Below are 24,118 nucleotides of genomic sequence, written 5' to 3' on the forward strand. Positions count from 1 at the left end.
TTACTAAAAAAATCGTCCACAACCGTAATTTTAGGGTTAAATCAAGGTTTTATGGACGAACTACATCATATACGGATAAAACATCAACTTGGGATATCTGCCGACTGACTTTTTGCCTCAGGCGCTATCTTTCTAACTAGGCCTTGAAGTACTTTTCCTGGCCCCACCTCAATAAACAAAGAGGCTCCGTCTTTTACCATATTTTCTACACTTTGTGTCCATTTTACAGGGGCCGTAAGCTGAGAAATAAGATTCTTCTGAATTTCCGTTGCATCTGTCACGGCAACCGTAGTTACATTTTGATATACAGGACAATTGGGTACGGCAAAATTTGTATTCTCTATTGCTGCCGCCAATTCTTCCCTAGCCGGCTCCATTAAAGGTGAATGGAACGCACCGCCCACAGGAAGCACCAAAGCTCTTCTGGCACCTGCTTCTTTCATATTCACACAGGCTGCTTCTATAGCTTCTACTTCTCCAGAAATCACCAATTGTCCAGGACAGTTATAGTTTGCAGCAACCACGACACCCGGTGTCTCATTACAAATTTTTTCAACCAAAGCATCTTCCAATCCCAAAACCGCAGCCATTGTACTAGGTTGAAGTTCACAAGCTTTCTGCATTGCTAAAGCGCGCTGTGAAACCAATTTCAACCCATCTTCAAAACCTAAGGCCCCATTAGCTACCAAGGCTGAAAACTCACCCAAGGAGTGGCCTGCAACCATATCCGGCTTAAAGCTGTCCCCCATAACTTTACTTAAGATAACGGAGTGCAAAAATATGGCCGGCTGGGTAACCTTTGTTTGTTTTAAATCTTCAGGAGTGCCCTGAAACATGACATCCGTAATTGAGAAACCAAGAATATCATTTGCTTTTTCAAACAATTCTTGAGCTAAGGGATATTTTTCGTACAGGTCTAAGCCCATACCTACAAACTGCGCTCCTTGACCAGGAAATATATATGCGTTCATTCTTATCAATTTTTAATGCCTGCAAAAATAACAAATTAAGTTCAAGTCCCAAGTACAGTACTTACTCTTTGAACCAACTTGAATACATTACATAATTATTAGCAATACGGTCTATTTCTCCCGAACTTAGTTCAGGACTAATATCCTTTATCTTTTTCGCAGGTGTCCCTGCAAATATAGTCCCTGAAGGCACATGTGTACCCTTTGTAACTACGGCACCAGCTGCAATAATACTATTACTTTCTATAATACAATCATCCATTACAATACTTCCCATACCAATAAGAACATTGTCATTTAAAGTACACCCGTGTACGATAGCGTTATGACCTATTGACACATTGTTACCTATAGTAGTGGGAGATTTTTGATACGTACAATGTACTATTGCCCCATCTTGGACATTTACTTTGTTCCCCATTTTAATAAAATGTACATCTCCTCTTAAAACGGCATTATACCAAATACTGCATTGGTCACCCATATTTACATCACCAACAATTGTTGCATTTTCCGCAATGAAACAATCCTTACCGAACTGAGGTGTTATCCCCTTTATAGTTTTTATCATCCTAGATTTGTTTTATCTATTTCTAAACTTTTTAAAAATACGCCAAAAAGTCCTTTTTCTTTGAAGCCGATACCAACAGCTCCTTCCCATTTGAAACGACTACGCTACCTCCTTTGCCCTTTCTGTACTTGACAACCTCATCTACATTTACCAAATATGATTTGTGGATGCGTGCAAACGAAAAGTCCGCCAATGCTTCTTCAAAATACTTTAAAGTTTTACTTACTAAAATCTTCTTGTTCTCTAGATAGATTTCGGTATAGTTATCATCTGCCTTACAGTAAAGAATATCGGTAACATCAATGACTTGGAAACCGTCTTGCTGTGGCAGGGTTATTTTACCTTGAACGGATTTCAAATTTGGTTGCAATAGTTTATCCTCAAGTTCATTTTCCTTTTGCTTGATTATCTGTACATAACTTACAGCTTTTATCAACTCATCTATATTTATGGGCTTCATGAGGTAATAGGCGGCATGATGATTTAAGGCATCCATTGCATACTTATTATAAGCCGTCACAAAAACAGTTTCAAAAGTACGGTCCGGCAATTGATCTAATAGGTCAAAGGCATTGCCAAATGGCATTTCTACATCCAAAAAAACAAGATCCACTTCATATTTCTCAATAAGCTCTAGACCTTCCTGAATAGATGCCGCCTCACCCACTAAATTTACATCAGAACAATACTTACCTAAATAATTGCGTAATATTTCGCGGCTGTTGGCTTCGTCTTCTACAAGTACGGCGTTTAATTTCATAGTAGGATTTTTAGTTGGACAGAACCTCAATAATCTTTAATCTTTTTGTAAAATAAAAAGCACTTTGGTACCGGTGCCATCCGAACAAAGATCAGAAATGGTTACGTCTACCTTATTTTTATACATATTATTTAAGATGGCGATTCTTTTTTGGATGTTTCCCATTCCTTTCGATTTTTGTTTCTTTTGATTCTGAGTTTTCAGTTGGGCGGATTTTTTTCTTCCTATACCATCATCTGTAATCGTAATTGCAATAGACTTTGTTCCTCTTGGTGTAACCTCTACTCTCAAAAGTCCCTTTTCCTCCTTATAGCGAAGTCCGTGCCAAATAGCATTTTCAATATAAGGCTGAAGTAACATAGGCGGAATCTCAAAAGAAGAGATAGTAATGTCTTTATCTATATTCAACTCATAATCAAACTTATCAGGAAAACGGGAGTGTTCTAGCTTCACATATAGCTCTAGCTGTTCTAATTCTTTGGCAAGCGGAATAAAATCTTCCTCCGAATTTTCCAGTACCGAACGCATTAACGTGGAAAACTCGCTTAGAAACCGATTTGCACTTCGCTCATCGTTCTTGGCTATAAAATTATTGACCGAATTGAGTGCATTGAAAATGAAATGTGGATTCATCTGTGATCGCAACGATTTTAATGCCAATAGATTATTGGCCAGTTTTTGTTGCTGATTACTTCTATAAAAGAAAAATGTGGCCAAGCCCAGCAGAATCATCCCAAAAATAAGGGAATAGATAATCCATTTTTGGCGTTTATTATTTTCCTGAATCAATTGCTGTTCCGTAAGTGCCAAATCATATTTACTCTGCGAAAGTTCCCTTTCTTGCTCGAGACCTGAAATACGATTCTGTTTGGAAGAAATTTCACGGTTAAATCTGGCGGCCCTGGATATTTCCTGTTCCTTACGCACATACAAAGTATCTACCAAGGAGACATAATTTCTGTAGGTCTCAAAAGCTTTGGGATAATCGCCCTTATATTCAAAAACTTCAGAAAGTTTTCTTGTTGCATCTTTTTGAACTACCAAATCATTCTCAAAATCTGCCTCTACAATACTTTCTTTTAAATACGGAATTGCTTCATCGTACTTATCTTGGGCTATATAGGCATTTGCAATTTTATAATTGATCCGTTGGGAAGTAATAGAATCAAATTCACCTCTTGCTTCCCTTTTAGTCGTTCCTGCTTTTGGGAGCGTCTTTAATTCATTGAGACTCTTTTTCCGTAATTCTATTTCTGCTCCGTATTGACTCTTTTGATTGTAAAAATCCGCTACCTTTTCCTTTTCCTGAACAGCGCGTTTAGGTTCTAGATCTTCGGTAAGTTTTAAAGAGCTATTATAATATGCTCCTGCTTCTACCAATTTGTCATCCTGTGCATAGGTGTCGGCTATCTTAGAATTTAAGTCAGCTAATTTTGGGGTTATTTGATTTTTTCTAGCAACCAAGATTCCCTCCTCATAAAAAGCTACAGCCTTCCCAATAAGCCCCAAACCTCTATAAGCATCCCCTAAACTCTCATTTAACCGTACTTTTTGATAAGCATCCAGACCTTCTATTTTCAATAATGGACTTAATTCTTTCTCTGCTTCCGAATATTGTTTATTAAGAATGAACACCTCCGCTAAAAGAAGTGTTGTTCGTGTAGACTTATTGGCTTCTAAAGCATCCTTATAATTGGTAATTGCCAAATCATATTGATGGTGATAGCGATACACCTCTCCCAAAGCGACAAGAGATTCCGAAAGCAGCTTTTTATCTGCCTGCTTCCCAAGCACGGCAATAGAATTGGTGATATAATCAATACTTCGTTCAATATTAGACTGCTTAAACGTATTGGCCGAATCCAAATAAACCTGATGCAGATTGCCTTGAGGCTTGGCCATCTTACTGCGACCAACCTCCCTTTGCGCCCAAGAGTTCATTGTGGAGCATCCTACAAAAAGGATAAACAGTATGTAGCGAATTGATAGCATCTAATTAATTGTACAACGTAAACTTAGTTCAATTATGCGGCACTAAAAAACCGTCTTTTGACCTATTTTGCTAGAAAAACATCCTTTATTTAGGCTTTACGCAATCAAAAGGACCGTTCCCTCTTTTAAAACGCCACTTCCCTCAAAATAGGTTTTACACGAATTAAGTTGATTCTACTTTTACCTTATCAAAAAAAACAGAAACAAATTAACAGCCTCTCAACAGAGCTTAAAAAAACTAAATATGAAAAACACAAGAAAGATTTTAGGATTAACCCTTATGTCACTGGCATTAACCAGCATGTACGGTTGTGAAAATAAACCTAAAAAAACAACTACCGAACCTGTTCTGGCACAGGTTTTCACTCCTATAAATAATAAAGCACCAAAAAACAACACGGTTAAAATCGCATTGTTATTAGACACTAGCAACAGCATGGACGGACTCATTAACCAAGCAAAATCTCAGCTTTGGGATATTGTAAACAAGTTTACTTATGCTAAATGTGGTAATGAGCAGCGACCGGAATTACAAATTGCCCTTTATCAATATGGAAACGACAACCTATCTTCTAGGGAAGGCTATATTCAGCAAGTATTGAATTTTAGCGGAGATTTAGATGAGATTTCTGAGAAGTTATTTTCTTTAACCACCAATGGAGGTGAAGAGTTCTGTGGAGAGGTCATTCATACCTCCTTGAAACAACTCAATTGGGGAGAAAACCCAGATAACCTCAAGATGATATTCATTGCAGGAAACGAACCATTTACCCAAGGAAAACTCAACTATAAAGATGCCGTCACCAACGCAAAAGAGAAAGATATTGTTGTCAATACCATTTTCTGCGGGAACTATGAGCAAGGTGTTAATTCTGATTGGAAAAACGGCGCCACTTTAACGGGTGGAGAATATATAGCTATTGACCATAATAAAAAGATTGTTCATATAGATACCCCTTATGACGATGTAATTATTCAACTAAATTCTAAATTGAACAAGACCTATATTTCATATGGTGCATTGGGCAATGCCAAGATGGAACAACAACGCTCGCAGGATCATAACGCATATGAATTAGAAGAAGCGGTTGCTGTAAAAAGAGCGGTAAGCAAAAGCTCTAGACTTTACAACAATAAAAAATGGGATTTAGTAGATGCCTCTGATGATTCCTCTTTTGATATTGCCATGGTAGAAGAAGATGAGCTTCCCACAGAATTAAAAGGAAAATCAAAGGTTGAAATGGAATCTTTTATTCAAGAGAAAAAAACGGAACGAAGCAAAATTCAAAGTGAAATTCAAACATTGAACGCGAAACGTGAAAAGTTCATTGCCGAAAAACAAAAAGACGGCCAAAAGGGAGAGCTAGAGAACGCCATGTTGAAAGCTATTCAAAAGCAGGCGGCCAAAAAAGATTATAAATGGGAAGAATAACATCAACCTATCTAAAAGCAAAAAGCATCCCGTACTATGGGATGCTTCTTTATGTATTATTATGACAACTTACTGCGCTGCAGGACAATAACAATCGTACTTACGTTCTTTTTGACCAAAATCATAACCCAACGTTATTTGGTGAAATCCACCACTGTCAAAACGAATGTCGCCGGTCTGATAGGAGTAATTGTATGAAACCATAAAATTCCCAACGTTAGCTCCTATAATAGGAGTAAATAACTGCAAACGCTGCTCTCCAAAGCTATCTGCTGTTGCGAACTGAGCTCCTTCAAAACTTCTTCGATAAGACAACCCTCCCCAAATGCGACCAAAATCTACATCTTTGTAAACCTTTGCATTCAGATCAACAGACTTTTCTTTTGTAAACTCACTCATCTGAAATAAAATTGAGGGTTCTAATTGCCATTCCTGTTTCCCGAATATATAACCCACAGAAAAAAGATACCTCCGTAGATTATCGATTACGGGAATATTATCATTTCCTTTTCCATAACGATAAAGGTTACGCTCACTACCCAATAAATTAGTAATAGCAACATGAGCATAAAACTCCATTAAATTGTATGAAAAACCTAAATCTATATTAAAATAACCTTCACTCAATTTTATACCTGAAATAGCATCATCCACCGTGTCTGAACGAAATTCAGATTCGTCCAAACTACTTTGTAGATAGGTAGGACTTAAACCAAATGACAATTGATTTAAATTTCTGCCGTCACCACCCAATTTTAAATGATGGGCATATGTAACCTTTACTCCTGTTTGTGAGTGGTAACCGTTAGCATCATTAAAAATGATAGCTCCCACTCCACTATTACTTTCTCCAATTCTAAAATTGGCGTTTATGGTCTGTAAATTTGGAGCATCATCTACGTCAAACCATTGCATTCTTGCTGTAGCTCTTATTTTTCCTCCTTCACTGATACCAGCCATTGAAGGATATACGAGGTAATAATTGTCGGATAAATAATCAAAATATACAGGTATACCCTCTTGTGCGGTAGATTGAATTGCAAAGGAGAGGGATGCAAGTAAGAGCAGTAAACGGTATTTCATCTGTTGGATATAGAGGATGATTATTTTATCGACTAAATATAAGGTATAACGGTTGAAACGCAACATTATTATATAGACAAATCAATACGGACTGTTCAAAAATAGGTTGTATTTTTACAAAAATTTTGACACCATGAAGGAGTATACGATTACGGTTGTTAAAACCAACAACCCTGCGATTCTAAAATTTGAGACGAATCACTTTTTAACCAAAAACAAGAACTACGAGTTCAAAAATATAGATGAAGCCAAAATATCACCTTTGGCCCAGCAACTTTTTTACCTTCCTTTTATAAAGACAGTATATATCTCCGGTAATTTCATAGGCCTAGAGCGTTTTGATATTGTTGAATGGGACGATGTTAAAGACGAAGTTGCCCAGCAGTTGGTTGAGTACTTAAATGCAGAGGAGCCCGTTGTTAACGAGGAAGAGGAAACAACTAAAAAAGTAGCTATTACGGTTTACGCAGAGGTTACTCCCAACCCATCTGTAATGAAGTTTGTAGCTAACAAACCTATTGTACCTGCAGCTTTTGAATTCAAAAATATAGATGAGGCTAAAAATTCGGAATTGGCCAAACAGCTATTTAATTTTCCATTCGTAAAAGAGGTTTTCTTTGACCTTAATTATGTTTCTGTTAGCAAATATGACGTTGCTGAATGGGAAGATGTTACTATGCAATTACGTGAACACATACGTGAATATCTTGCGGATGGTAACGAAGCCGTTTCTGAGAGCGCTATTGCAAAAAGCAAAGAAGATGCTAATGAAGGCGCAGTACCTTCACAAACCGTAGCAGATCTTGACGACACTTCTCAACAAATTGTAGATATTCTTGAGGAATATGTGAAGCCTGCAGTTGCAAGTGACGGTGGTAATATCTTATTTCAATCATACGAGGAAGAAAGCAAAACTGTTAATGTTATTTTACAAGGAGCCTGTAGCGGATGTCCTTCTTCTACCTTTACTTTAAAGAACGGTATTGAGACGATGCTTAAGAATATGATAGGGGACAAAGTTAATGAAGTTGTTGCCGTGAACGGTTAATGAACTAATTTTTATAGTTATAGAATCAAAAGACCTGTCCAATATTTTCGTAATTTGTAAGAAACTATAAAATAAACACAATTATTATGGCAGTTCTAAAAGTTATTGAAGTATTGGCTAATTCTGACAAAGGTTGGGATGACGCAGCAAAACAGGCAGTTGAACAAGCTTCTAAATCCGTGAAAAATATCAAATCTGTTTACATTAACGAGCAAAGTGCTACGGTCAAGGATGGTAAAATGGATAATTACCGTGTGAACGTTAAAATTACTTTTGAGGTAAAATAGACACTTAAGAATTTTTTAGAAAAGCGTTGCAATGATATTTGCAGCGCTTTTTTTTACTCCTAAATCTATTGAAAAGTATATATCGCCTATTAAAACACTATGGATTTCTATTGCGTTTTGGGCACATACGCACAAAGTGTTGACGCATTCCGTTTTTATACGACCCATTAACAATAGTTTAATGGTTTCAGCTTGACTGAGCCCCCTGTAATTAGTATGTTACTAACCTAAACAATTTAAGTAATGGAAGAATTTGCAAATTATCAAGAACATATAGACAAAGCCATAGATTGGGCATGGAACATATTACCAGACCTGATAATGGCGCTCATCATACTAGTCATAGGATTATGGATAGTGCGCTTTATTAATAAAATGGTACGTAAATTTTTTGAAAAGAAAGATTACGACTTAGCTTTAGAAAGTTTTCTACAGAGTTTTATTAATATAGCGCTAAAGGTTTTACTTTTTGTTTTGGTTATCACCCAATTGGGAGTCAAATCATCATCACTAATTGCCATTATAGGTGCAGCTGGTCTGGCCATTGGTTTGGCTCTGCAGGGATCACTTTCCAATTTTGCCGGTGGTGTCCTTATTCTCCTTTTTAAACCTTTCAAAATCGGAGATTTTATTTCGGCTCAAAATGTAGATGGAACAGTAAAAGAGATAACCATTTTCTATACAAAACTCTCTACATTCGGTAATCAATTGGCAATTATTCCTAACGGACAATTATCTAACAATAATGTGGTAAACTACAGCGCCATGCCTACAAGACGCGATAATATTAAAGTTGGTATAGGCTATAGTTCTAATATTAAAGTTGCCAAAGATATTATGCTTGATATCTGTGCGAAAAATGATAACGTATTAAAAGACCCTAAGCCTGAAGTTTATGTTGACGATTTAGGCGATAGTTCTGTTAATCTTAGTTTACGGTTCTGGGCAGAGAATTCCGTTTTTTGGGCAGCTCACTTCTTTATATTAGAAGAAACAAAAAGAAGGTTTGACGAAGCCGGAATTGAAATACCATTCCCACAACGGGATTTAAATTTGAAAGGTCAAACCCTAAAGGCATAGACTATATCGGAAACAGATTTACTTTTTTTTCTTCTGCTGAAGAATAAAGTCTTTTAAATAATAAGGTTCAAAGTAGGCGACATCTTCAAAGTTGCCTACTTTGAATTTTTTGTATGATAGCTGAGCCATTTCATTAGCGGAAGGCACAACCGTGGTATCAAAACTCAGGTTAGGATGCGATAATAACGTTTTGCATTTTTCGGCGCCGTTTCCCACTAAAATTACCTTTCCTTTTGCTAAAAATTCGGCGAAAGAATTTTCATCTATAATTTCTGCTTCCGTAGCTCTCATTTCATCTTTATCCATGTTAAATACTGCGGAATACACTTCCATACGGCGTGCATCTAAAACAGGAATGATATAATCTACATCTTTTGATGTCACCTGTGCGGCCATGCTACTTAACGTAGCAATAGAAATTAAAGGAATATTTAAAGCAAAGCATAACCCTTTGGCTGCCGAAACCCCAATACGAAGTCCTGTATACGAGCCCGGACCTTTACTCACGGCAATAGCATCTAACTCGGAAATATCCATATTTACTTCCCTCAACACTTCTTGAATAAAAATGTGTAATTGTTCCGCATGTGAATAATTAGGGGTATCATGCTCTTTGATAGCCAAAATACGCCCTTCTTTAGCTATACTGACCGAACAGTTGGTCGTTGCTGTTTCTAAGTTTAAGATTATACTCATAAGGCTGCAAAGATAAGTGAGAAGATTAAAACTCACAGATAAAAATACCTGCTCGATTTTACACCGAACAGGTTTCCATGTATCACTTTATTCTGTACTATTTCAATTCTAATGGCAGCCCAAAATAGAATTCAAGTACTTTTAGTCTAAAAATATAATCATACTTGGTTCTGATCAATTCAGCTTCCGCATTATCGACCCTAGATTGCGCCTGACTAAAGTCAAATGCGTTCATGAGTCCTACATCATAACGCTCTTTAGAATAGTCATACGCCAAACGCCTTGCATCCAAAGTCTTTTGAGCGGCATCATAGGCCTTTGCAAAACTGGTAACGTCAACGTACGCCTGATTGATATCGGTTTCTAAATTCAATTTATCCTGTTCTAGTTGTAGTTTGGCTTTCTCTACATTTATTTTAGAACGCTTAATATTATTTTTAACGGCAAAGCCATTAAAAATCGGAATATTCAATTGAGCCCCGTATGATATACCATCATTAATCCACAATTGATTTGCAAAACTTTCCGCTGGTACTAGAGTACCCGTAGTACTATCAAATCCACCCTGATCGGAATACCTGGTATTGTAATTGAAAAAAGCTCCTAGTGTTGGATATATAGCTCCCTTTGCAATATCAAGATCTTTCTCAGCTAAATCTATACTGGATTGTGAGAATTTAATGTCGTTTCTAAAACTTAGAGCTTCTGCAAAAATTTCTTCAGGAGATTTATTTCGTACTTCAGAAGGTGGCACTTCAATATCTGCATCTAGCACGTCAAAATTCTTATAATCGGTTATCTGTAGTAATTGTGCCAAGTTAATTCGTGATATTAAAACTTGATTTTCCGTATTTACAATTTGCTGATCTAGAGTTGCTAATGTAGCTTCAATCTCCAGTAAATCCCCGTTAGGCAATACTCCAGCGTTTACGAGTTCCTTAGATCTTTTCAAATCTTGTTCAGACACGGCAAATTGTGCTTTAAAAACCTTTAAAGTTTCCTTATTGGATAGTATTTGCAAATACGCATTGGCCACCATTAACCGAATATCATCTTTTAAGTCATCTAAGCGATATTGATTGGATATCTCATTCAATTTTGCACGATTTAAACGATGGAGATTACGCAAACCATCAAAGAGCGTCAAAGAAGACGTAAGCCCCCCACTTGCACTCAAAATAGTTGTAGTTACCGGTTGATTCGTAGTGGGATCAAAAGAAAGACCTGTACTACCTGTAACACTAGATGAAGCATTTAAAGCCGGCAACATTGCACCTACTGCATCCGATTTATCTATTAACGCATTCTGCAAGTCCAATTCGTACTGTTCTACCGACAGGTTATGTTCTACTGCGTACTCCACGCATTCCTGCAGTGTCCAATTTTTCTGCTGTGCGCTAACCGCCCCAATAGAAAAGAGGAGCAATAATGCTGTTAGTTTAAAATTCATTTTGTGATTTTTTGATTATGATTGATGATTGTTACTCTTCTTTATCGGCCTCTTCCTCTTCTTCGTCTTCTCCCTTTTTAATAGGCTCCGTTTTACTCCAAACCTTCACTTTATCGGACTCTGTTAAACCCGAAACGATTTCAACGTTTACGCCATCTGAAATTCCTATTTCAATATCTTTTCTTTCGAACTCCTGGTCACCAGTTTCAACCTCTACATAAGGCTCATCTGTCTTTTTATCAAATTGCAATAATGCCTCTGGTATAACCAAAACATCATCTTTTTTCTCCAAAACCAGTGAAGCGTTGGCGCTATATCCGGCTCTAATAAACACATCGTCCTTAACCTCTACATCTCCTTCTATTTTAAACTGTACCGCGCCTGTTTCTTCAATTCCTTTGGGAGCAATGAATCGTAATTTAGCATCCAATTCAGCACCTTCTACAGCACCCAAACTGATTTTTAAAGGGGTACCTACTTCAAGTTTGGCAACTTCGCCCTCATCTACCTTACCTTCAAAAATCATCTTGCTTAAATCGGCAATAGTTGCAATGGTGGTGCCGTCATTAAAGTTGTTGCTCTCAATAACCTGATCACCTTCTTCAACTGGGATTTCTAGAATGGTGCCATCTACAGTTGCCCTAATGTTAGTATTTGCACTTGTAGAACCACCTGCAGAACCTTGACGGATAATCTGGTAATCTGCCTTGGAATTATCCAACTCTTGTTTTGCTTGGTCATACTGCAATTGCAAGGTGTTAAAATCCTGACTAGATATCACCCCTTTATCAAAAAGCGATTTGTTTCTGTTGTACTCTATCTGAACATTATTTAGTGCTAACTCTGCATTCCTTACCCTACCCCTAGACTGGTTTAGAGCCTGCTCATTAGGCACTACTTTAATTGTAGCAATTAATTCACCGGACTTTACCTTTTGGCCTTCCTCCATGTAAATCTTTTGTATAATACCCGAAATCTGTGGCTTAATTTCAACCTCATCTTCAGGAACTACCTTACCTGTAGCTACCGTTTTCTTTTCTATATCCGTTTTAAAAGGCTGTTCTGTTTCATAAGTAATAGCATCTTTACTATTCGATTTTATAAAAAAGGCCGCGGCCCATAAAGCGCCTAGCACCAAAATACCAATTAAGATATATTTTACAATCTTGTTCATTTTTCAGGTGTATTTGTTGTCTATTGGTTTTGTTGTTTTCCGTTTTGTTACAAAATTCTCTATTATTCTTCCCTAAGGGCATCAATTGGTTTTATACTCACCGCTCTTTGCGCAGGTATCAGTCCTATTAAAGTACCAAGAACTACCATAATCACTAACGCCCCAATTACATAGGGTATAGGCACTGTGGGATTAGTATACGGGAAGTCTATATCTTGGGTAGCACTACTAATTCCTGCCAATGCCAATGCTCCCAAAATAATACCCATGATACCCGCAATAACAGTCAAGAAGACCGATTCTAATATAATCTGATTACGTACCTCTGCAGGTGTCGCCCCTAAAGCTCTTCGTACCCCAAGTTCCTTGGTTCGTTCTTTTACCGAAATGAGTAAAATGTTACCAATACCTATGACGCCCGCCAATATGGTGGCGATACCAACAATCAACGAAAGAAAGGTTATACCATCTGCAAAGCCCACAATTTTATTAAACTGCTCCCCTAGGTTGAAAGACCCAAAAGCACGATCATCATCCGGGTGCACATGATGCAGGTTTTTTAAAAGGCTTTTAATATTCTCCTCTACTTTAATCACATCTACATTGTCATAGGCCGCAATTGAAAACCATCCCACATTATCGCCTGTATTGTATAATTTTTTAAAGGTCGAAAATGGAATGAAAATATCTCCATCTCCCCCAAAACCACCACTTGGCTCGTATTTATGAACTCCAATTACTTGAAAATAAACATCATCAATTTTAAAATAACCACCAATAGGGTTTTCGTCCTTATCAAAAAGTTCTTTCTGCGTCCGTTCTCCAATTACAGCAACTTTTCTTGACTGAGCAATATCCTCATCATTGATAAACCTGCCACCGTCATAGATTTTTTTAGGTGCAATTTTGGTAAAAGCAGGAAAATCCCCAAATAGCGAATAGCTACCCGTCTTATTATTTCTACCAATATTGGCAGGTGGAGTACCAAAAAAACCGCGGACATTTCTTGGTGCTATAAATTCTACTTCCGGGATACGATTCTGGATCATTACCGCATCATCTAGCTTTAATTGCATTTGCCTGCCCGTTTTATAGCCTTCATTAGGCATACTGGTATTTTGGCCCCATACAAACATACTATTCCGGGCAATACTCTCAAACATACTTTCAAAACCATTATCCATCCCTTTGGCCGCACCGGAAAGGGCTATATAAATGAATATGCCCCATAGCACGCCTACTACGGTAATAACAGTCCGAATCTTGTTCTTACTGATCGAACCGAAAATCTCTTGCCATGTATTTCTATCGAATATAAAATTCATATTATTCGTCTCTTAAGGCTACAATGGGTTTTATACGGGCCGCACGTCTTGCAGGAACGTAACCCGCAATGGCTCCGAAAATAATAAGAACAATAGTAGCTGAAATCGCTATGCTCATATCTATGTACGGGTTAGTTATAAAAAAGTCTTTCAACTTATCTCCCAAAGAACTTAAAATAACAATTCCGATAAGCATCCCCACAAAACCAGAAACCGTAGTAATAAAAACCGATTCCAATAAAATAGTTCCGATTACAGCTTTTGGTGTTGCCCCAAGTGCTTTTCGTATACCCAGCTCTTTTGTTCTTTCTTTCACCACAAATACCATGATATTACTGATACCGATTATACCGGCTATTATAGTTCCAAAAGCCACAAAGCCCACTATAATCTGCAATACACGCGCAAACTGCTGGTTTTGTTTTAGCTGATCAGCTACGTTTCTAATGAAGATGCCGTTCTGGTCTTTAGGATTGATATATTTTTTAGACCGAATAAATTTGTCCAGACTCTTATCAAAAGCCATAGCACCGGCATATCCAATTTCCGGTTTAAAGCCAACCACAATTTGATTGATTTTATCCGTATTTTTTTCAATTAATTGACGTGTAGTGTAGGGTATAAAAATAATACGTTCCTCATTATCACCTCCATCATCTTGAAACACACCTATTACTTTAAAAGAGCTTCCTCCTACATCAATATATTTTCCCATAGAATTCTTGGCACCAAAGAGATCTTCTTCAACCAAACGACCTATGACCGCATACTTGGTCTTGTTCTTTATATCTTGTGCATTTAAATACCGGCCTTTCATCATGATAGTCATTTCATTGAATTGATGCGAAGGCCCTACTGCTTGAGTTGTATAGCTATTTGATTCGTTCATATAGCTCACCGTATCCTGACGGGTAATTCTTGGGGTAATATACTCTAAGAATAAGGGAAAGTTTTTTTCAATATCGGCCAAATCACTATTGTCAAACTCAATCGTTCTATTGGATTTATAACCTTTATAAGGCATAGTTGTCCTTCCTGGGAAAACATACAGAACATTGGTAGCATCATCACCAAAAAACTCATCAAATGTATTGATAAGACCATTTCCAAAGCCGAAGAGCACCACAAAAATGAGAATACCCAAAGCAACCGTAAACCCCGACAAAAAGGTGCGGAGCTTATTCTTTTGAATCGTCTCGAAAATTTCTTTCCAGTTGTCTCTATTTAACATACTGAGCGGCCCTAACCTGTTCTACCTTTTTATCTTCTACAATTACCCCATCCTTTAAATGCACAATACGTTTACACATATGAGCAATATCTTCTTCATGCGTTACCACAAGTATGGTATTTCCCTCATCGTTAATTTTTTGAATAAGGTCCATTACCTCGTAAGAGGTCTTACTGTCCAAAGCTCCCGTTGGCTCATCTGCCATAAGAACTTTTGGCTCGGCAGCTAAAGCCCTTGCAATGGCAACTCTTTGTTTTTGTCCCCCTGAAAGTTCATTTGGCAAATGACCGGCCCATTCTTTAAGACCTACTTGAGCAAGATATTTTAGAGCCTTCTCTTCCCGTTCTTTTCTAGGTACTTTTTGATAATATAACGGCAAGGCCACATTTTCCATGGCGCTCTTGTAATTGATAAGATTGAAAGACTGAAATATAAAACCTAAGAACCTATTGCGGTACTTGGCCGCTTTTGTTTCGTTCAGGTTTTTAATAGGAACCCCGTCTAAATCATAAGTACCGGAATCTGCCTCATCTAACATTCCCAGAATATTCAGTAGTGTAGATTTCCCTGATCCTGAAGAACCCATAATGGCTACAAGTTCTCCCTCTGCAATACTAAAATTCAATCCTTTTAAAACATGTAATGAGTTGCTACCCATTTTGTAGGACTTGTGAAGATCTTTTATTTCAATCATGGTAGTTTTGTTAATTAGGTTGGAATTCTCAAAACAATATGGCGATAAGACTTGTAAGTTGCCGAATTGTTACAAGATGGACTCCAAATTTTCTGTTAAATAAATAAAATTATCCTTCTTCCTCTTCTTTTTCAATGGCATTCCACACCTTGATTTCATCAGATTCCGTAATACCGGACTTCACCTCAACGTGAATTCCATCGCTAATACCCAATTCAATATTTTTTCTTTCGAACGCCTGGTCGCCGTTTGCAATTTCAACAAAAGGTTTCTTCGTTTTATCATCAAATTGAACCAGAGCCTCTTTAATAGCCAAAACGCTATCTGCCCTTCCTAAAATTACCGATGCATTTGCACTGAGCCCCGCACGAATAAACACAGAATCCTGCTTTTTCATAGTTCCTTTTATTTCAAATTGAATAGCTCCGTTTTCTTCCTTTCCCTTTGGGGCTATATAATCCAAAACCGCATCAAAAGTCTTTCCCTCCAAAGCACCAACTGTAATTTCTAGCGGCAAGTCCTCTTTTATTTTACCTACTTCACTTTCATCTACCTTACCCTCAAAGATCATTTTATCCACATCCGCAATGGCGGCAATGGTGGTACCTTCATTAAAATTGTTACTTTCAATAACTTGGTTGCCTACTTCTACCGGAACTTCAAGAACCATCCCACTCACGGTAGCCCTAATTTGAGTATTTGCAGCATTTCCGTATCCTGTAGTGGTACCTGTTTTTACAATATCATACCTTTTGTTTGCAGCTGCATACGATTGTTTGGCCTGATCATAAGTTACCTCGGCTCGTTCCAGATCTACCTTAGAAATCACTCCTTTACCAAAAAGTCCTTTTTGGCGCTCCAGGTTTCTGAGTTGGTCATCCAAACCTATTTTAGCCTCATCTATATTATTTCTGGCATCGTTAAGCGCATTAAGGTTTGGGACTACTTTTATTCTACAAAGCAAATCTCCCGATTTCACATAGTCGCCACCCTCAACGAACACCTCTTCTATTACCCCGGAAATATTAGGTTTGATCAATACTTCTTCCAATGGTAGTATACTTCCCGTAGCCACTGTTTTCTTAACAATAGTCTTTTTTGATGCTTGTTCTGTTTCATAAACAACTGGGTCCTCGGCGTTTTTTTGATACAGATAATACATAGACCCGCCAAAGGCCACTACTATAAACAAAAGAACAATTCTGGTTACTGATTTTTTCATTTTTATGATTGATTGATGTTATTCTATTTATTTCTACTTAAATCTAAATTAATACTGGATATCATTCGGTTCTGAGTGCATCTATAGGTCTCACTTTTATGGCACTTTGCGCAGGAATAAAACCCGCTAAAAGCCCTGAGAAAATCAGAATAATCAATGCTCCTACAACAACCCCCAAACTAACGCTAGGGTTTACAAACATATCTACTGGGCCACTTATATCCAATAGGGTATTTACACCATAGATAAAAAGAGCTCCCAAAGTTATACCTGCCATTCCAGAGATGATAGTCAAAAAAATGGACTCCATTAAAATTTGCAGCTTAATTGACCATGGGTCTTCACCCAAAGCCCTTCGTATTCCTATTTCTTTTGTTCGTTCCTTAACTACAATGAGCATAATATTACTCACCCCGATTATGCCGGAAAGCAAGACCAAAATCCCAACGAAGTAAGCAATAAAACGTAATGCCCCGAACAAACTTTGCACGCGCTGAAATTGCTCGTACAAATCAAAATGCCCCACAGCACGCTGGTCATCTGGGTGTACTTTATGGCTTTCCTTTACCACACCCATAATTTTATCTTTAAGGCTAGTAATAGAAGTACCATCATTAGCGGTTATTGCCATCCAACCTACATCATTCCCTCGGTTAAAGGCTTGTGAGAAAGTGGTAAAGGGAACAAATATTTGTTTCTGACCTTCCTCACCATCACCATCATTGCTTTTCTTTTTATAGGTACCAACTACCATAAAATTAACGCCCTGTATTTTAATAAATGACCCAAGCACCTCTTCATCTTTATCGTAAAGTCCTGCTCGTACACCTTCACCAATAATAGCTATTTTTCGTTTTTCCTTAATATCATTATAATTCAAAAATCTACCTGAAGTCATGGTCATAGGGTCTTGTTTACTAATTTCAGGGTAATCACCATATACATTGTACGCCCCGGTTTTAATACCTCGCACTACATTATTTGCTCCGTTAAAATCTCCTAATTGATTTCTAGGCGAAATGAATTTTAACTCCGGCACATTATCTCTTATTGACTGTACATCTTCTACTTTAAAAAGAAAACTTCTACCCTTAGGAAGGCCCTTATAAGATTTGGTTGTACTTCTAGACCACATAAACATGGTATTCGTAGAAATATCCCCAAAATCCTGCATAATGCCATTTTCCAGCCCCTTTCCTGCAGACAAGAGCAGTATTAAAATGAATATACCCCAAAACACACCAAAGGCGGTCAATACGGTTCTGAACCAGTTGCTGGTCAGTACTTCCAAAATTTCTTTCCAACGGTCTCTATTGAACATAATTTTATGGTCAGGTTAGTTCAGTTTTATTTTATTCGTCTCTTAAAGCATCAATGGTATGAATATTGGCCGCCCGCCATGCCGGAAAAAATCCGGCTATAGCACCTGCCAAAACCAATACAAACACCGTTGATATAGCCACCGTGAAGTTCACAGAAGGGTTCATGATATAATCCACTTCTATATGTGGTCCTACAAATTCCAACAACCCCATACTGAAAATGAGTCCGGCAAATCCGGAAATGGATGTAATGAAAATAGACTCGTGTAAAATCATACCTACTATGGACCATGGTTTGGCACCAAGTGCCTTCCTGATACCTATTTCTTTGGTACGTTCCCGTACTACGATCAGCATAATATTACTAACACCTACAACACCCGCTATTATAGTGCATATACCTACGAACCAAAAGAACAGTGCAATATTATCCGTAAGACTATAGTAGCGCTTAGCCTCCTCCATGGCACTCCATACAAAAATAGCATTGGTATCTTCCGGATCAACAGTGTGAGTTTCCTGTAAATAAGATTGCAGGTTGTTTTTAAATTTAATTGATTTGGCAACTACCTCTTCAAAATTATCCGAAGGAGGCAAAGTATACGCAAGATTATTCACTCGGTCTCCACCATTAAAAGTACTTTGCGCAGTAGTTACCGGTATGAAGATGCGTTCTTCTTCACGGTCTTCAGTTTCATTGAATATTCCGATTATTTTAAACGGCAAACCCGATATTTTAATGAATTCACCTACGGGGTTCTCTACCTCGGTAAACACATCTTCAGCAATTTTCTTACCAATTATCGCAACCTTAGCCCTAGCGAGCTCATCTTGATGATTTAAGAACCTGCCCGCAAAAATTCTTGCATTTTCAATTAATTGAAATTGTGGAGAAACCCCCTGAACTTGATATACCAATGCCTCATTACCATAGGTAACCGAAACATCGCGAACAAAAACCCTAGGTGATTTAAATTGAATATCATCTTCTAGTAGCCTAGCCGAGAATTCATAATTTGCATTCGTTAGCTGTATATTTCTACCGGGGTTAAGGCCTTTATACTTTTTTGTAGTAGTTCCCGGCCAAACCCAAACACTGGTTGCAGCATCTTGCTCAAACTCATGAGCAATGCCATTGCGAAAGCCTTCGCCAAAACCTAATAGAATAACGAGGATAAATATTCCTGATGCTACGGATAATCCTGTGAGAAATGTTCGCAATTTATTTTTGCGAATAGTATCAAAGATTTCCTGCCACCTTTCGATGTCTAACATGTAGTTGATTTTGATTGATTGATGAGCACGATTGGGGCTATCGTACAACTACAAGACTAGCACGGGGAAGATTTGTTACACTAGAATGCCAAAAAAAATGTTAAACTTCTTCTGGTGACCTGTTTTTCATCTTTTTATAAACAAAATAAAATAATCCTGCTACAAGAATATAAGGCAATGCCATAAGATATACGATGCCATTATTTATACCCTCTGCAGCTTTTACATTCCCGCTACTTTCTAAAGCAGCGCGACACATGGCACATTGCGCCTCCAAAGTCTGGGGCGAAACCAAAACAGCTAAAATCAAAACTATAAATAGGGTCTTTTTCATTCTTATTGATTCAAAAAATAATTTACCTATTACTTTTTTAACTCACGTAATAAGGCGAAATCATAAGGTATACCACAACACCGGTTATCGCTACATATAACCAAATAGGAAATGTAATCTTTGCCCATTTCCTATGGTTTTCAAACTTTTTGAGGTACGCGAAAGCATACGTTTTGAGCACCAAAGGTATAATGATAATCGAAAGGATAATATGTGATACCAAGATAAAGAAATAGATATAGCGCATAATTCCTTCCCCACCGTAACTGGTAGATTCCGAGGTCATATGATATCCTATATACATCACTAAAAACAAGAGGGACAAACCTATACAGCCGGTCATTATATTTTGATGTAATTTCTTCTTACCATTTTTAATCGCCCACACAGCAACAAGTAACAAAACGGCCGTAAGTCCGTTTATAGAAGCATAGATAGGCGGTAGAAAACCAAGTCTTTCTACATTTGGTATTTTCACTCCAAACAATATTGCCACCACTATGGGTACCACTATAGATACAATGGTAATTAACTTATTAAACTTTTTTTCCTTTGCTAACGTCTCCTCCATCTATTCTGCCAATAATCGTTTAATATCTTCTTTTAAAATTGAAATCTGTTCTTTTTCACCATGATCATTTTCGCCCTGCTTTTCTGTAATAGCTCCACGATAATAGATTATTGGGTTACCGAAATCGTCCGTTCTAGACCTCAGAAAACCTTCTTTATCTACTAAGGCAAATAATCCCGAATGTTCAAAACCACCTGGTGCATCCTCCATTTCCGCGGCAAAAATATTGAATCCATTGTTGGCCAGATCAAAAACTTGCTCTTTGTCTCCGGTCAATAAATGCCAATCCATATCGGTAATACCATATTTTTCGGCATATGCCTTCAAGACACTTGGTGTATCGTAATCCGGGGTTATTGAAAAAGAAGCTATTCCAAAATTTTCATCAGCCTTAAATTCGTTTTGGATAGTTACCAAGTTTTCTGTCATTACTGGACAAATAGATGGGCAACTCGTAAAAAAAAATTCAACAACAAATACCTTTCCATTATAATCAGAATTTGAAATGGCCAAGCTGTCTTGATTGATAAAATCAAAAGAAGGAACCTTTTTTTTCTCTCCGTTTAAAGTGATATAGGACAGTGTACTTTTTGCATGTTCAACATTTAACCTATCATTCTGCACAATGGTTCCGCTAGAAATACGGTCAACAATCCTGGGAACGAAAATAATTCCGAAAATCAGTATTATCAATGATACCCAAACATATGTATATTTCTTCATTGCAGTTCGTAAATCAAAAACTGTTATTATTCTTGCCTATCGGCATTATTCTTTTTAAGTGCCAGACGGTATTCCGCCAATATGATTTTTACATCATCTACCATCTTATTGTTTAACTCGGACACGGACGTTGCATCAAAACCATACAAAGTAGCCTCTACCCCATCTTTTGTTCTACCTCTAAGATTTAGCTCTTTATCTATAATAAAGGCATAAGGAGTGCTTAAATCATTTTCTAATTGTATATCTGTTTTTAACGAAGAGAAAAAATCCTTGACCTGTTTTTCATCACCAAAAACAAAATTCCACTTTTGCATATCTACTAAATGGCCTAACTCTTTCTTTAATTCCGTTGCTTGTACTTCCGTTCCTTTTGGCATTACCATTACAAACTGAAAATCTTTAAACTGATAAAAACGCTTATAAATTTTTTGATTAAGGTTAAAGGCATTACCATTTTTCTTGTCAGGATTATTACCTAACAAACCAACTACGGTAATCTTATTCTTAAAGGTCGCGTTACCTTCCATATCAGTAACATCATTAACACCATTCGTCAAGATAGGAAGCTTGCCAAAGTTATTGACCCCAGAAGCAAAAAAAAGATATGCTACTATAGGTAGAATAAACAAAACAATTAAGACCACATATTTTTTTACTTGCATAGGAAAGGAGTGCGCCGCACCATATTTTCGACAGCTACAAAAATAAAAAAGACGGTTGTGAAACCGTCTTAGTATGCTGTTAATTTATTAAGATAATGTTTCTTAGAAATTCCACTGTATAAAGCCATCTTTATACACATTGTAGATATAGTCCGCTTCAAAGAGAAGAATGAACAATAAATAGGCTACAAGGAAAATTGGTGTCCATACAATTGCTCTTCTTAAAGAATTTTTTTCATCACGTAGATGCATAAAATCCCAAGCAATGTAGTAAGCTTTTACCAAAGTAAGAATAATGAATACCCAGTTTATTAACTTCATTCCCACAAAATAAGAATGCGTTAATGCTCGAGGTTTAGCAATACCTAATGCTACTTCTACTGCTGTTATTAGGGAAAGAAATATAAGTACTCCCCAGATTTTTTGGGTATTGGACTTGAATTTCAACAGTCCTCTAAAAATCTCTAGTTTGTGTCCGTGTGCCATATTATATTAATCTCAAATGCGTTATATGTCGTTTTAAACAGAAAATATAGGTTATACCAAATAGAAGAAGGTAAATACAAATACCCAAACTAAATCTACAAAGTGCCAGTAAAGACCTACCTTTTCAACCATTTCATAATGGCCTCTCTTTTCGTAGGTTCCTAAAATCACATTAAAGAATATGATTATATTAATAACTACACCAGAGAAAACGTGAAACCCGTGAAAACCTGTTATAAAAAAGAAAAAATCTGCGAATAGACGACTACCATATTCATTACGAATAAGATTAGCGCCTTCAACTACCAACTTACCATCTTTGATTTTCTTTAAGGTCTCCTCTCTATTCAACAAGGTCTTATGACCTTCGTGCTCACCTTCCTGAACTATAGCTTCCGTACGGATAAGAATACTTGGATTGGCCTTAAGCCCCTCCATAACTTCGTTAAAAGAATAGGTTGGTTGATAACCTTCATCAAAAAACCATATACCATTTTTATTCTCATGTACTGCGCGCTCACTAGGAATAGTCTTAGCAAAATCACGTATAGCCGCTCTTTCTCCAGTTTCAGCATTTACGAATTGTAAAATCCTACCACCTTTAGTCTCAACCGCACCGTAGTCTCCTTTTATAAAAGTTCCCCATTCCCAGGCCTGAGAGCCAACGAAAATAGCACCACCAATAATGGTCAAGAACATATACCAAATAACGGCATTCTTCTTCATCTTATGACCTGCATCTACCGCTAACACCATAGTTACCGAAGACATAATAAGAATGAACGTCATGAAAGCCACATAAATCATTGGGAAATTCCCATGAAAGAAAGGAACGTGGGTAAACACCTCATCCGCGATTGGCCATGTTTCAATAAACTTAAATCTTGAAAAGCCGTAAGCAGCCAAGAAACCCGAGAAAGTTAAAGCATCGGAAACGATAAAGAACCACATCATCATTTTACCATATGATGCTCCTAAGGGGCTATTTCCGCCTCCCCACACGTTTTCTTCCGCCGTACCAGTTGTTACCGTTGAATCCATATATTTTGTAGTATGGTTAGATTTTGCACAAATTTATAGTTTTCTTATGTATCGTGAAAGCACTATACACATGAAAAACCAACTTTATTTAATTTTATTACCCTACGAAGTACATAAATGCCAGTAAATAAACCCATAGCAGGTCTAAAAAATGCCAAAATGTAGCTCCTAGATCTACTCCTAAATATTCTTGAGGGGAATATTTGCCCTTAATCTGATTATAAAGAACCACTAATAACGTAATAATTCCAGCTGCAACGTGCACAATATGCACCATTGCGATTAAAAACACGTAAGATAGCTTAATATTACTTGTTGGCCCTGTAAAATAGTAGCCCGTAGCTATCATTTGGGAAAATCCGTTAAATTGAAATGCAACAAATGCTATCCCCAGTGCCAAAGTTGCCAACAGCCAAGTTGTCCCCATTTCAGAATCTCCTTTTTTAATGGCGTTTTTTGCCATTATATAAGTTAGACTACTTACTATTATTATAGCAGCACTTATCAAAAAAGAACTTGGCAAATGCAAATCACTGATCCAATCTTCCCTGGAACTACTAACAATATACGCACTGGTCCAACCTGCAAACCCCATAAGCAGGCTTACGATTCCAAACCAGAGCATCATTTTTTTAGCCCGATCGTTCTTTTCTTTCCCCGTTCCTCTAGTTAAATCCATGATTCT

Annotated in this window: 25 protein-coding genes; 4 read left to right on the forward strand and 21 right to left on the reverse strand. The window is 37.3% G+C overall.

The features are described from left to right. Window positions 1-83: 83 nt before the first annotated feature. The 4 genes from fabD to KO521_RS12960 form a co-directional block, all read right to left on the reverse strand. The gene (gene fabD / locus KO521_RS12945) at window positions 84-971 is read right to left on the reverse strand and encodes an ACP S-malonyltransferase (protein WP_215940323.1); all 888 of its coding nucleotides are present in this window, start codon (window positions 969-971) and stop codon (window positions 84-86) included. A 61-nt stretch (window positions 972-1,032) separates the two neighbouring features. Continuing rightward, window positions 1,033-1,542 (reverse strand): gamma carbonic anhydrase family protein, encoded by a 510-nt coding sequence (locus KO521_RS12950; RefSeq protein WP_215940324.1) that lies wholly within the window; start codon window positions 1,540-1,542, stop codon window positions 1,033-1,035. Between the two features lie 31 nt (window positions 1,543-1,573). Further along, a complete protein-coding gene (locus KO521_RS12955) occupies window positions 1,574-2,302 on the reverse strand; it encodes a LytR/AlgR family response regulator transcription factor (protein ID WP_215940325.1) in 729 nt (242 codons plus the stop codon). Window positions 2,303-2,338: 36 nt separating this feature from the next. Next, on the reverse strand, window positions 2,339-4,294 hold the full coding sequence (locus tag KO521_RS12960; protein WP_215940326.1) for a tetratricopeptide repeat-containing sensor histidine kinase: 1,956 nt from the start codon (window positions 4,292-4,294) through the stop codon (window positions 2,339-2,341). Window positions 4,295-4,538: 244 nt separating this feature from the next. On the opposite strand from KO521_RS12960, the gene KO521_RS12965 reads away from it, so the two are divergent. Next, entirely contained in the window at window positions 4,539-5,726 is a 1,188-nt protein-coding gene (locus KO521_RS12965) for a vWA domain-containing protein (RefSeq protein WP_215940327.1), read from the forward strand. A 69-nt stretch (window positions 5,727-5,795) separates the two neighbouring features. Here the strand turns inward: KO521_RS12965 and KO521_RS12970 are convergent, their stop codons facing one another. After that, the gene (locus KO521_RS12970; RefSeq protein WP_215940328.1) at window positions 5,796-6,809 is read right to left on the reverse strand and encodes a PorP/SprF family type IX secretion system membrane protein; all 1,014 of its coding nucleotides are present in this window, start codon (window positions 6,807-6,809) and stop codon (window positions 5,796-5,798) included. A 133-nt stretch (window positions 6,810-6,942) separates the two neighbouring features. Here KO521_RS12970 and KO521_RS12975 point away from each other — a divergent pair, with 133 nt between their 5' ends. The 3 genes from KO521_RS12975 (at window position 6,943) to KO521_RS12985 (ending at window position 9,224) form a co-directional block, all read left to right on the forward strand. After that, the gene (locus tag KO521_RS12975) at window positions 6,943-7,857 is read left to right on the forward strand and encodes a NifU family protein (RefSeq protein ID WP_215940329.1); all 915 of its coding nucleotides are present in this window, start codon (window positions 6,943-6,945) and stop codon (window positions 7,855-7,857) included. 86 nt (window positions 7,858-7,943) lie between these two features. Further along, window positions 7,944-8,144 (forward strand): dodecin family protein, encoded by a 201-nt coding sequence (locus KO521_RS12980; protein ID WP_215940330.1) that lies wholly within the window; start codon window positions 7,944-7,946, stop codon window positions 8,142-8,144. A 243-nt stretch (window positions 8,145-8,387) separates the two neighbouring features. After that, complete coding sequence (locus tag KO521_RS12985; RefSeq protein WP_215940331.1) at window positions 8,388-9,224, forward strand: mechanosensitive ion channel family protein; 837 nt, start codon at window positions 8,388-8,390, stop codon at window positions 9,222-9,224. A gap of 18 nt (window positions 9,225-9,242) precedes the next feature. On the opposite strand, the gene tsaB is transcribed toward KO521_RS12985, so the two are convergent. The 16 genes from tsaB to KO521_RS13065 form a co-directional block, all read right to left on the reverse strand. Then, on the reverse strand, window positions 9,243-9,920 hold the full coding sequence (tsaB, locus tag KO521_RS12990) for a tRNA (adenosine(37)-N6)-threonylcarbamoyltransferase complex dimerization subunit type 1 TsaB (protein WP_215940332.1): 678 nt from the start codon (window positions 9,918-9,920) through the stop codon (window positions 9,243-9,245). 97 nt (window positions 9,921-10,017) lie between these two features. Then, window positions 10,018-11,370: a TolC family protein gene (locus tag KO521_RS12995; RefSeq protein WP_215940333.1), complete on the reverse strand. Its 1,353-nt coding sequence runs from the start codon at window positions 11,368-11,370 to the stop codon at window positions 10,018-10,020. Window positions 11,371-11,401: 31 nt separating this feature from the next. Then, the gene (locus KO521_RS13000) at window positions 11,402-12,544 is read right to left on the reverse strand and encodes an efflux RND transporter periplasmic adaptor subunit (protein ID WP_215940334.1); all 1,143 of its coding nucleotides are present in this window, start codon (window positions 12,542-12,544) and stop codon (window positions 11,402-11,404) included. Between the two features lie 62 nt (window positions 12,545-12,606). Beyond that, window positions 12,607-13,869 carry an ABC transporter permease gene (locus KO521_RS13005; protein WP_215940335.1) on the reverse strand — a complete coding sequence of 421 codons (1,263 nt, stop codon included), beginning with the start codon at window positions 13,867-13,869 and terminating at the stop codon, window positions 12,607-12,609. A 1-nt stretch (window position 13,870) separates the two neighbouring features. Continuing rightward, complete coding sequence (locus tag KO521_RS13010) at window positions 13,871-15,100, reverse strand: ABC transporter permease (RefSeq protein ID WP_215940336.1); 1,230 nt, start codon at window positions 15,098-15,100, stop codon at window positions 13,871-13,873. After that, on the reverse strand, window positions 15,090-15,794 hold the full coding sequence (locus KO521_RS13015) for an ABC transporter ATP-binding protein (RefSeq protein WP_215940337.1): 705 nt from the start codon (window positions 15,792-15,794) through the stop codon (window positions 15,090-15,092). The genes KO521_RS13010 and KO521_RS13015 overlap by 11 nt, the downstream gene beginning before the upstream one ends. A 109-nt stretch (window positions 15,795-15,903) precedes the next feature. Next, complete coding sequence (locus KO521_RS13020; RefSeq protein ID WP_215940338.1) at window positions 15,904-17,016, reverse strand: efflux RND transporter periplasmic adaptor subunit; 1,113 nt, start codon at window positions 17,014-17,016, stop codon at window positions 15,904-15,906. A gap of 61 nt (window positions 17,017-17,077) precedes the next feature. Beyond that, window positions 17,078-18,337, reverse strand: coding sequence for an ABC transporter permease (locus KO521_RS13025; protein ID WP_215940339.1), 1,260 nt, complete (start codon window positions 18,335-18,337; stop codon window positions 17,078-17,080). 31 nt (window positions 18,338-18,368) lie between these two features. Continuing rightward, entirely contained in the window at window positions 18,369-19,613 is a 1,245-nt protein-coding gene (locus KO521_RS13030; protein WP_215940340.1) for an ABC transporter permease, read from the reverse strand. Window positions 19,614-19,713: 100 nt separating this feature from the next. After that, window positions 19,714-19,947 carry a hypothetical protein gene (locus tag KO521_RS13035; RefSeq protein WP_215940341.1) on the reverse strand — a complete coding sequence of 78 codons (234 nt, stop codon included), beginning with the start codon at window positions 19,945-19,947 and terminating at the stop codon, window positions 19,714-19,716. 37 nt (window positions 19,948-19,984) lie between these two features. Further along, on the reverse strand, window positions 19,985-20,518 hold the full coding sequence (locus KO521_RS13040; protein ID WP_215940342.1) for a DUF420 domain-containing protein: 534 nt from the start codon (window positions 20,516-20,518) through the stop codon (window positions 19,985-19,987). Next, window positions 20,519-21,241 (reverse strand): SCO family protein, encoded by a 723-nt coding sequence (locus tag KO521_RS13045; protein ID WP_215940343.1) that lies wholly within the window; start codon window positions 21,239-21,241, stop codon window positions 20,519-20,521. It lies immediately after the preceding gene. Between the two features lie 26 nt (window positions 21,242-21,267). After that, window positions 21,268-21,906, reverse strand: a complete 639-nt coding sequence (locus tag KO521_RS13050) for a hypothetical protein (protein WP_215940344.1) — start codon at window positions 21,904-21,906, stop codon at window positions 21,268-21,270. A gap of 102 nt (window positions 21,907-22,008) precedes the next feature. After that, window positions 22,009-22,392 (reverse strand): cytochrome C oxidase subunit IV family protein, encoded by a 384-nt coding sequence (locus KO521_RS13055; RefSeq protein WP_215940345.1) that lies wholly within the window; start codon window positions 22,390-22,392, stop codon window positions 22,009-22,011. A gap of 51 nt (window positions 22,393-22,443) precedes the next feature. Further along, window positions 22,444-23,433: a cytochrome c oxidase subunit 3 gene (locus tag KO521_RS13060; RefSeq protein WP_215940346.1), complete on the reverse strand. Its 990-nt coding sequence runs from the start codon at window positions 23,431-23,433 to the stop codon at window positions 22,444-22,446. 97 nt (window positions 23,434-23,530) lie between these two features. Continuing rightward, window positions 23,531-24,112 carry a cytochrome c oxidase subunit 3 gene (locus KO521_RS13065; protein WP_215940347.1) on the reverse strand — a complete coding sequence of 194 codons (582 nt, stop codon included), beginning with the start codon at window positions 24,110-24,112 and terminating at the stop codon, window positions 23,531-23,533. Window positions 24,113-24,118 lie beyond the last annotated feature (6 nt).

The organism is Zobellia uliginosa (assembly GCF_018860745.1).
In the GTDB taxonomy this organism is placed as follows: Bacteria; Bacteroidota; Bacteroidia; order Flavobacteriales; family Flavobacteriaceae; genus Zobellia; species Zobellia uliginosa_B.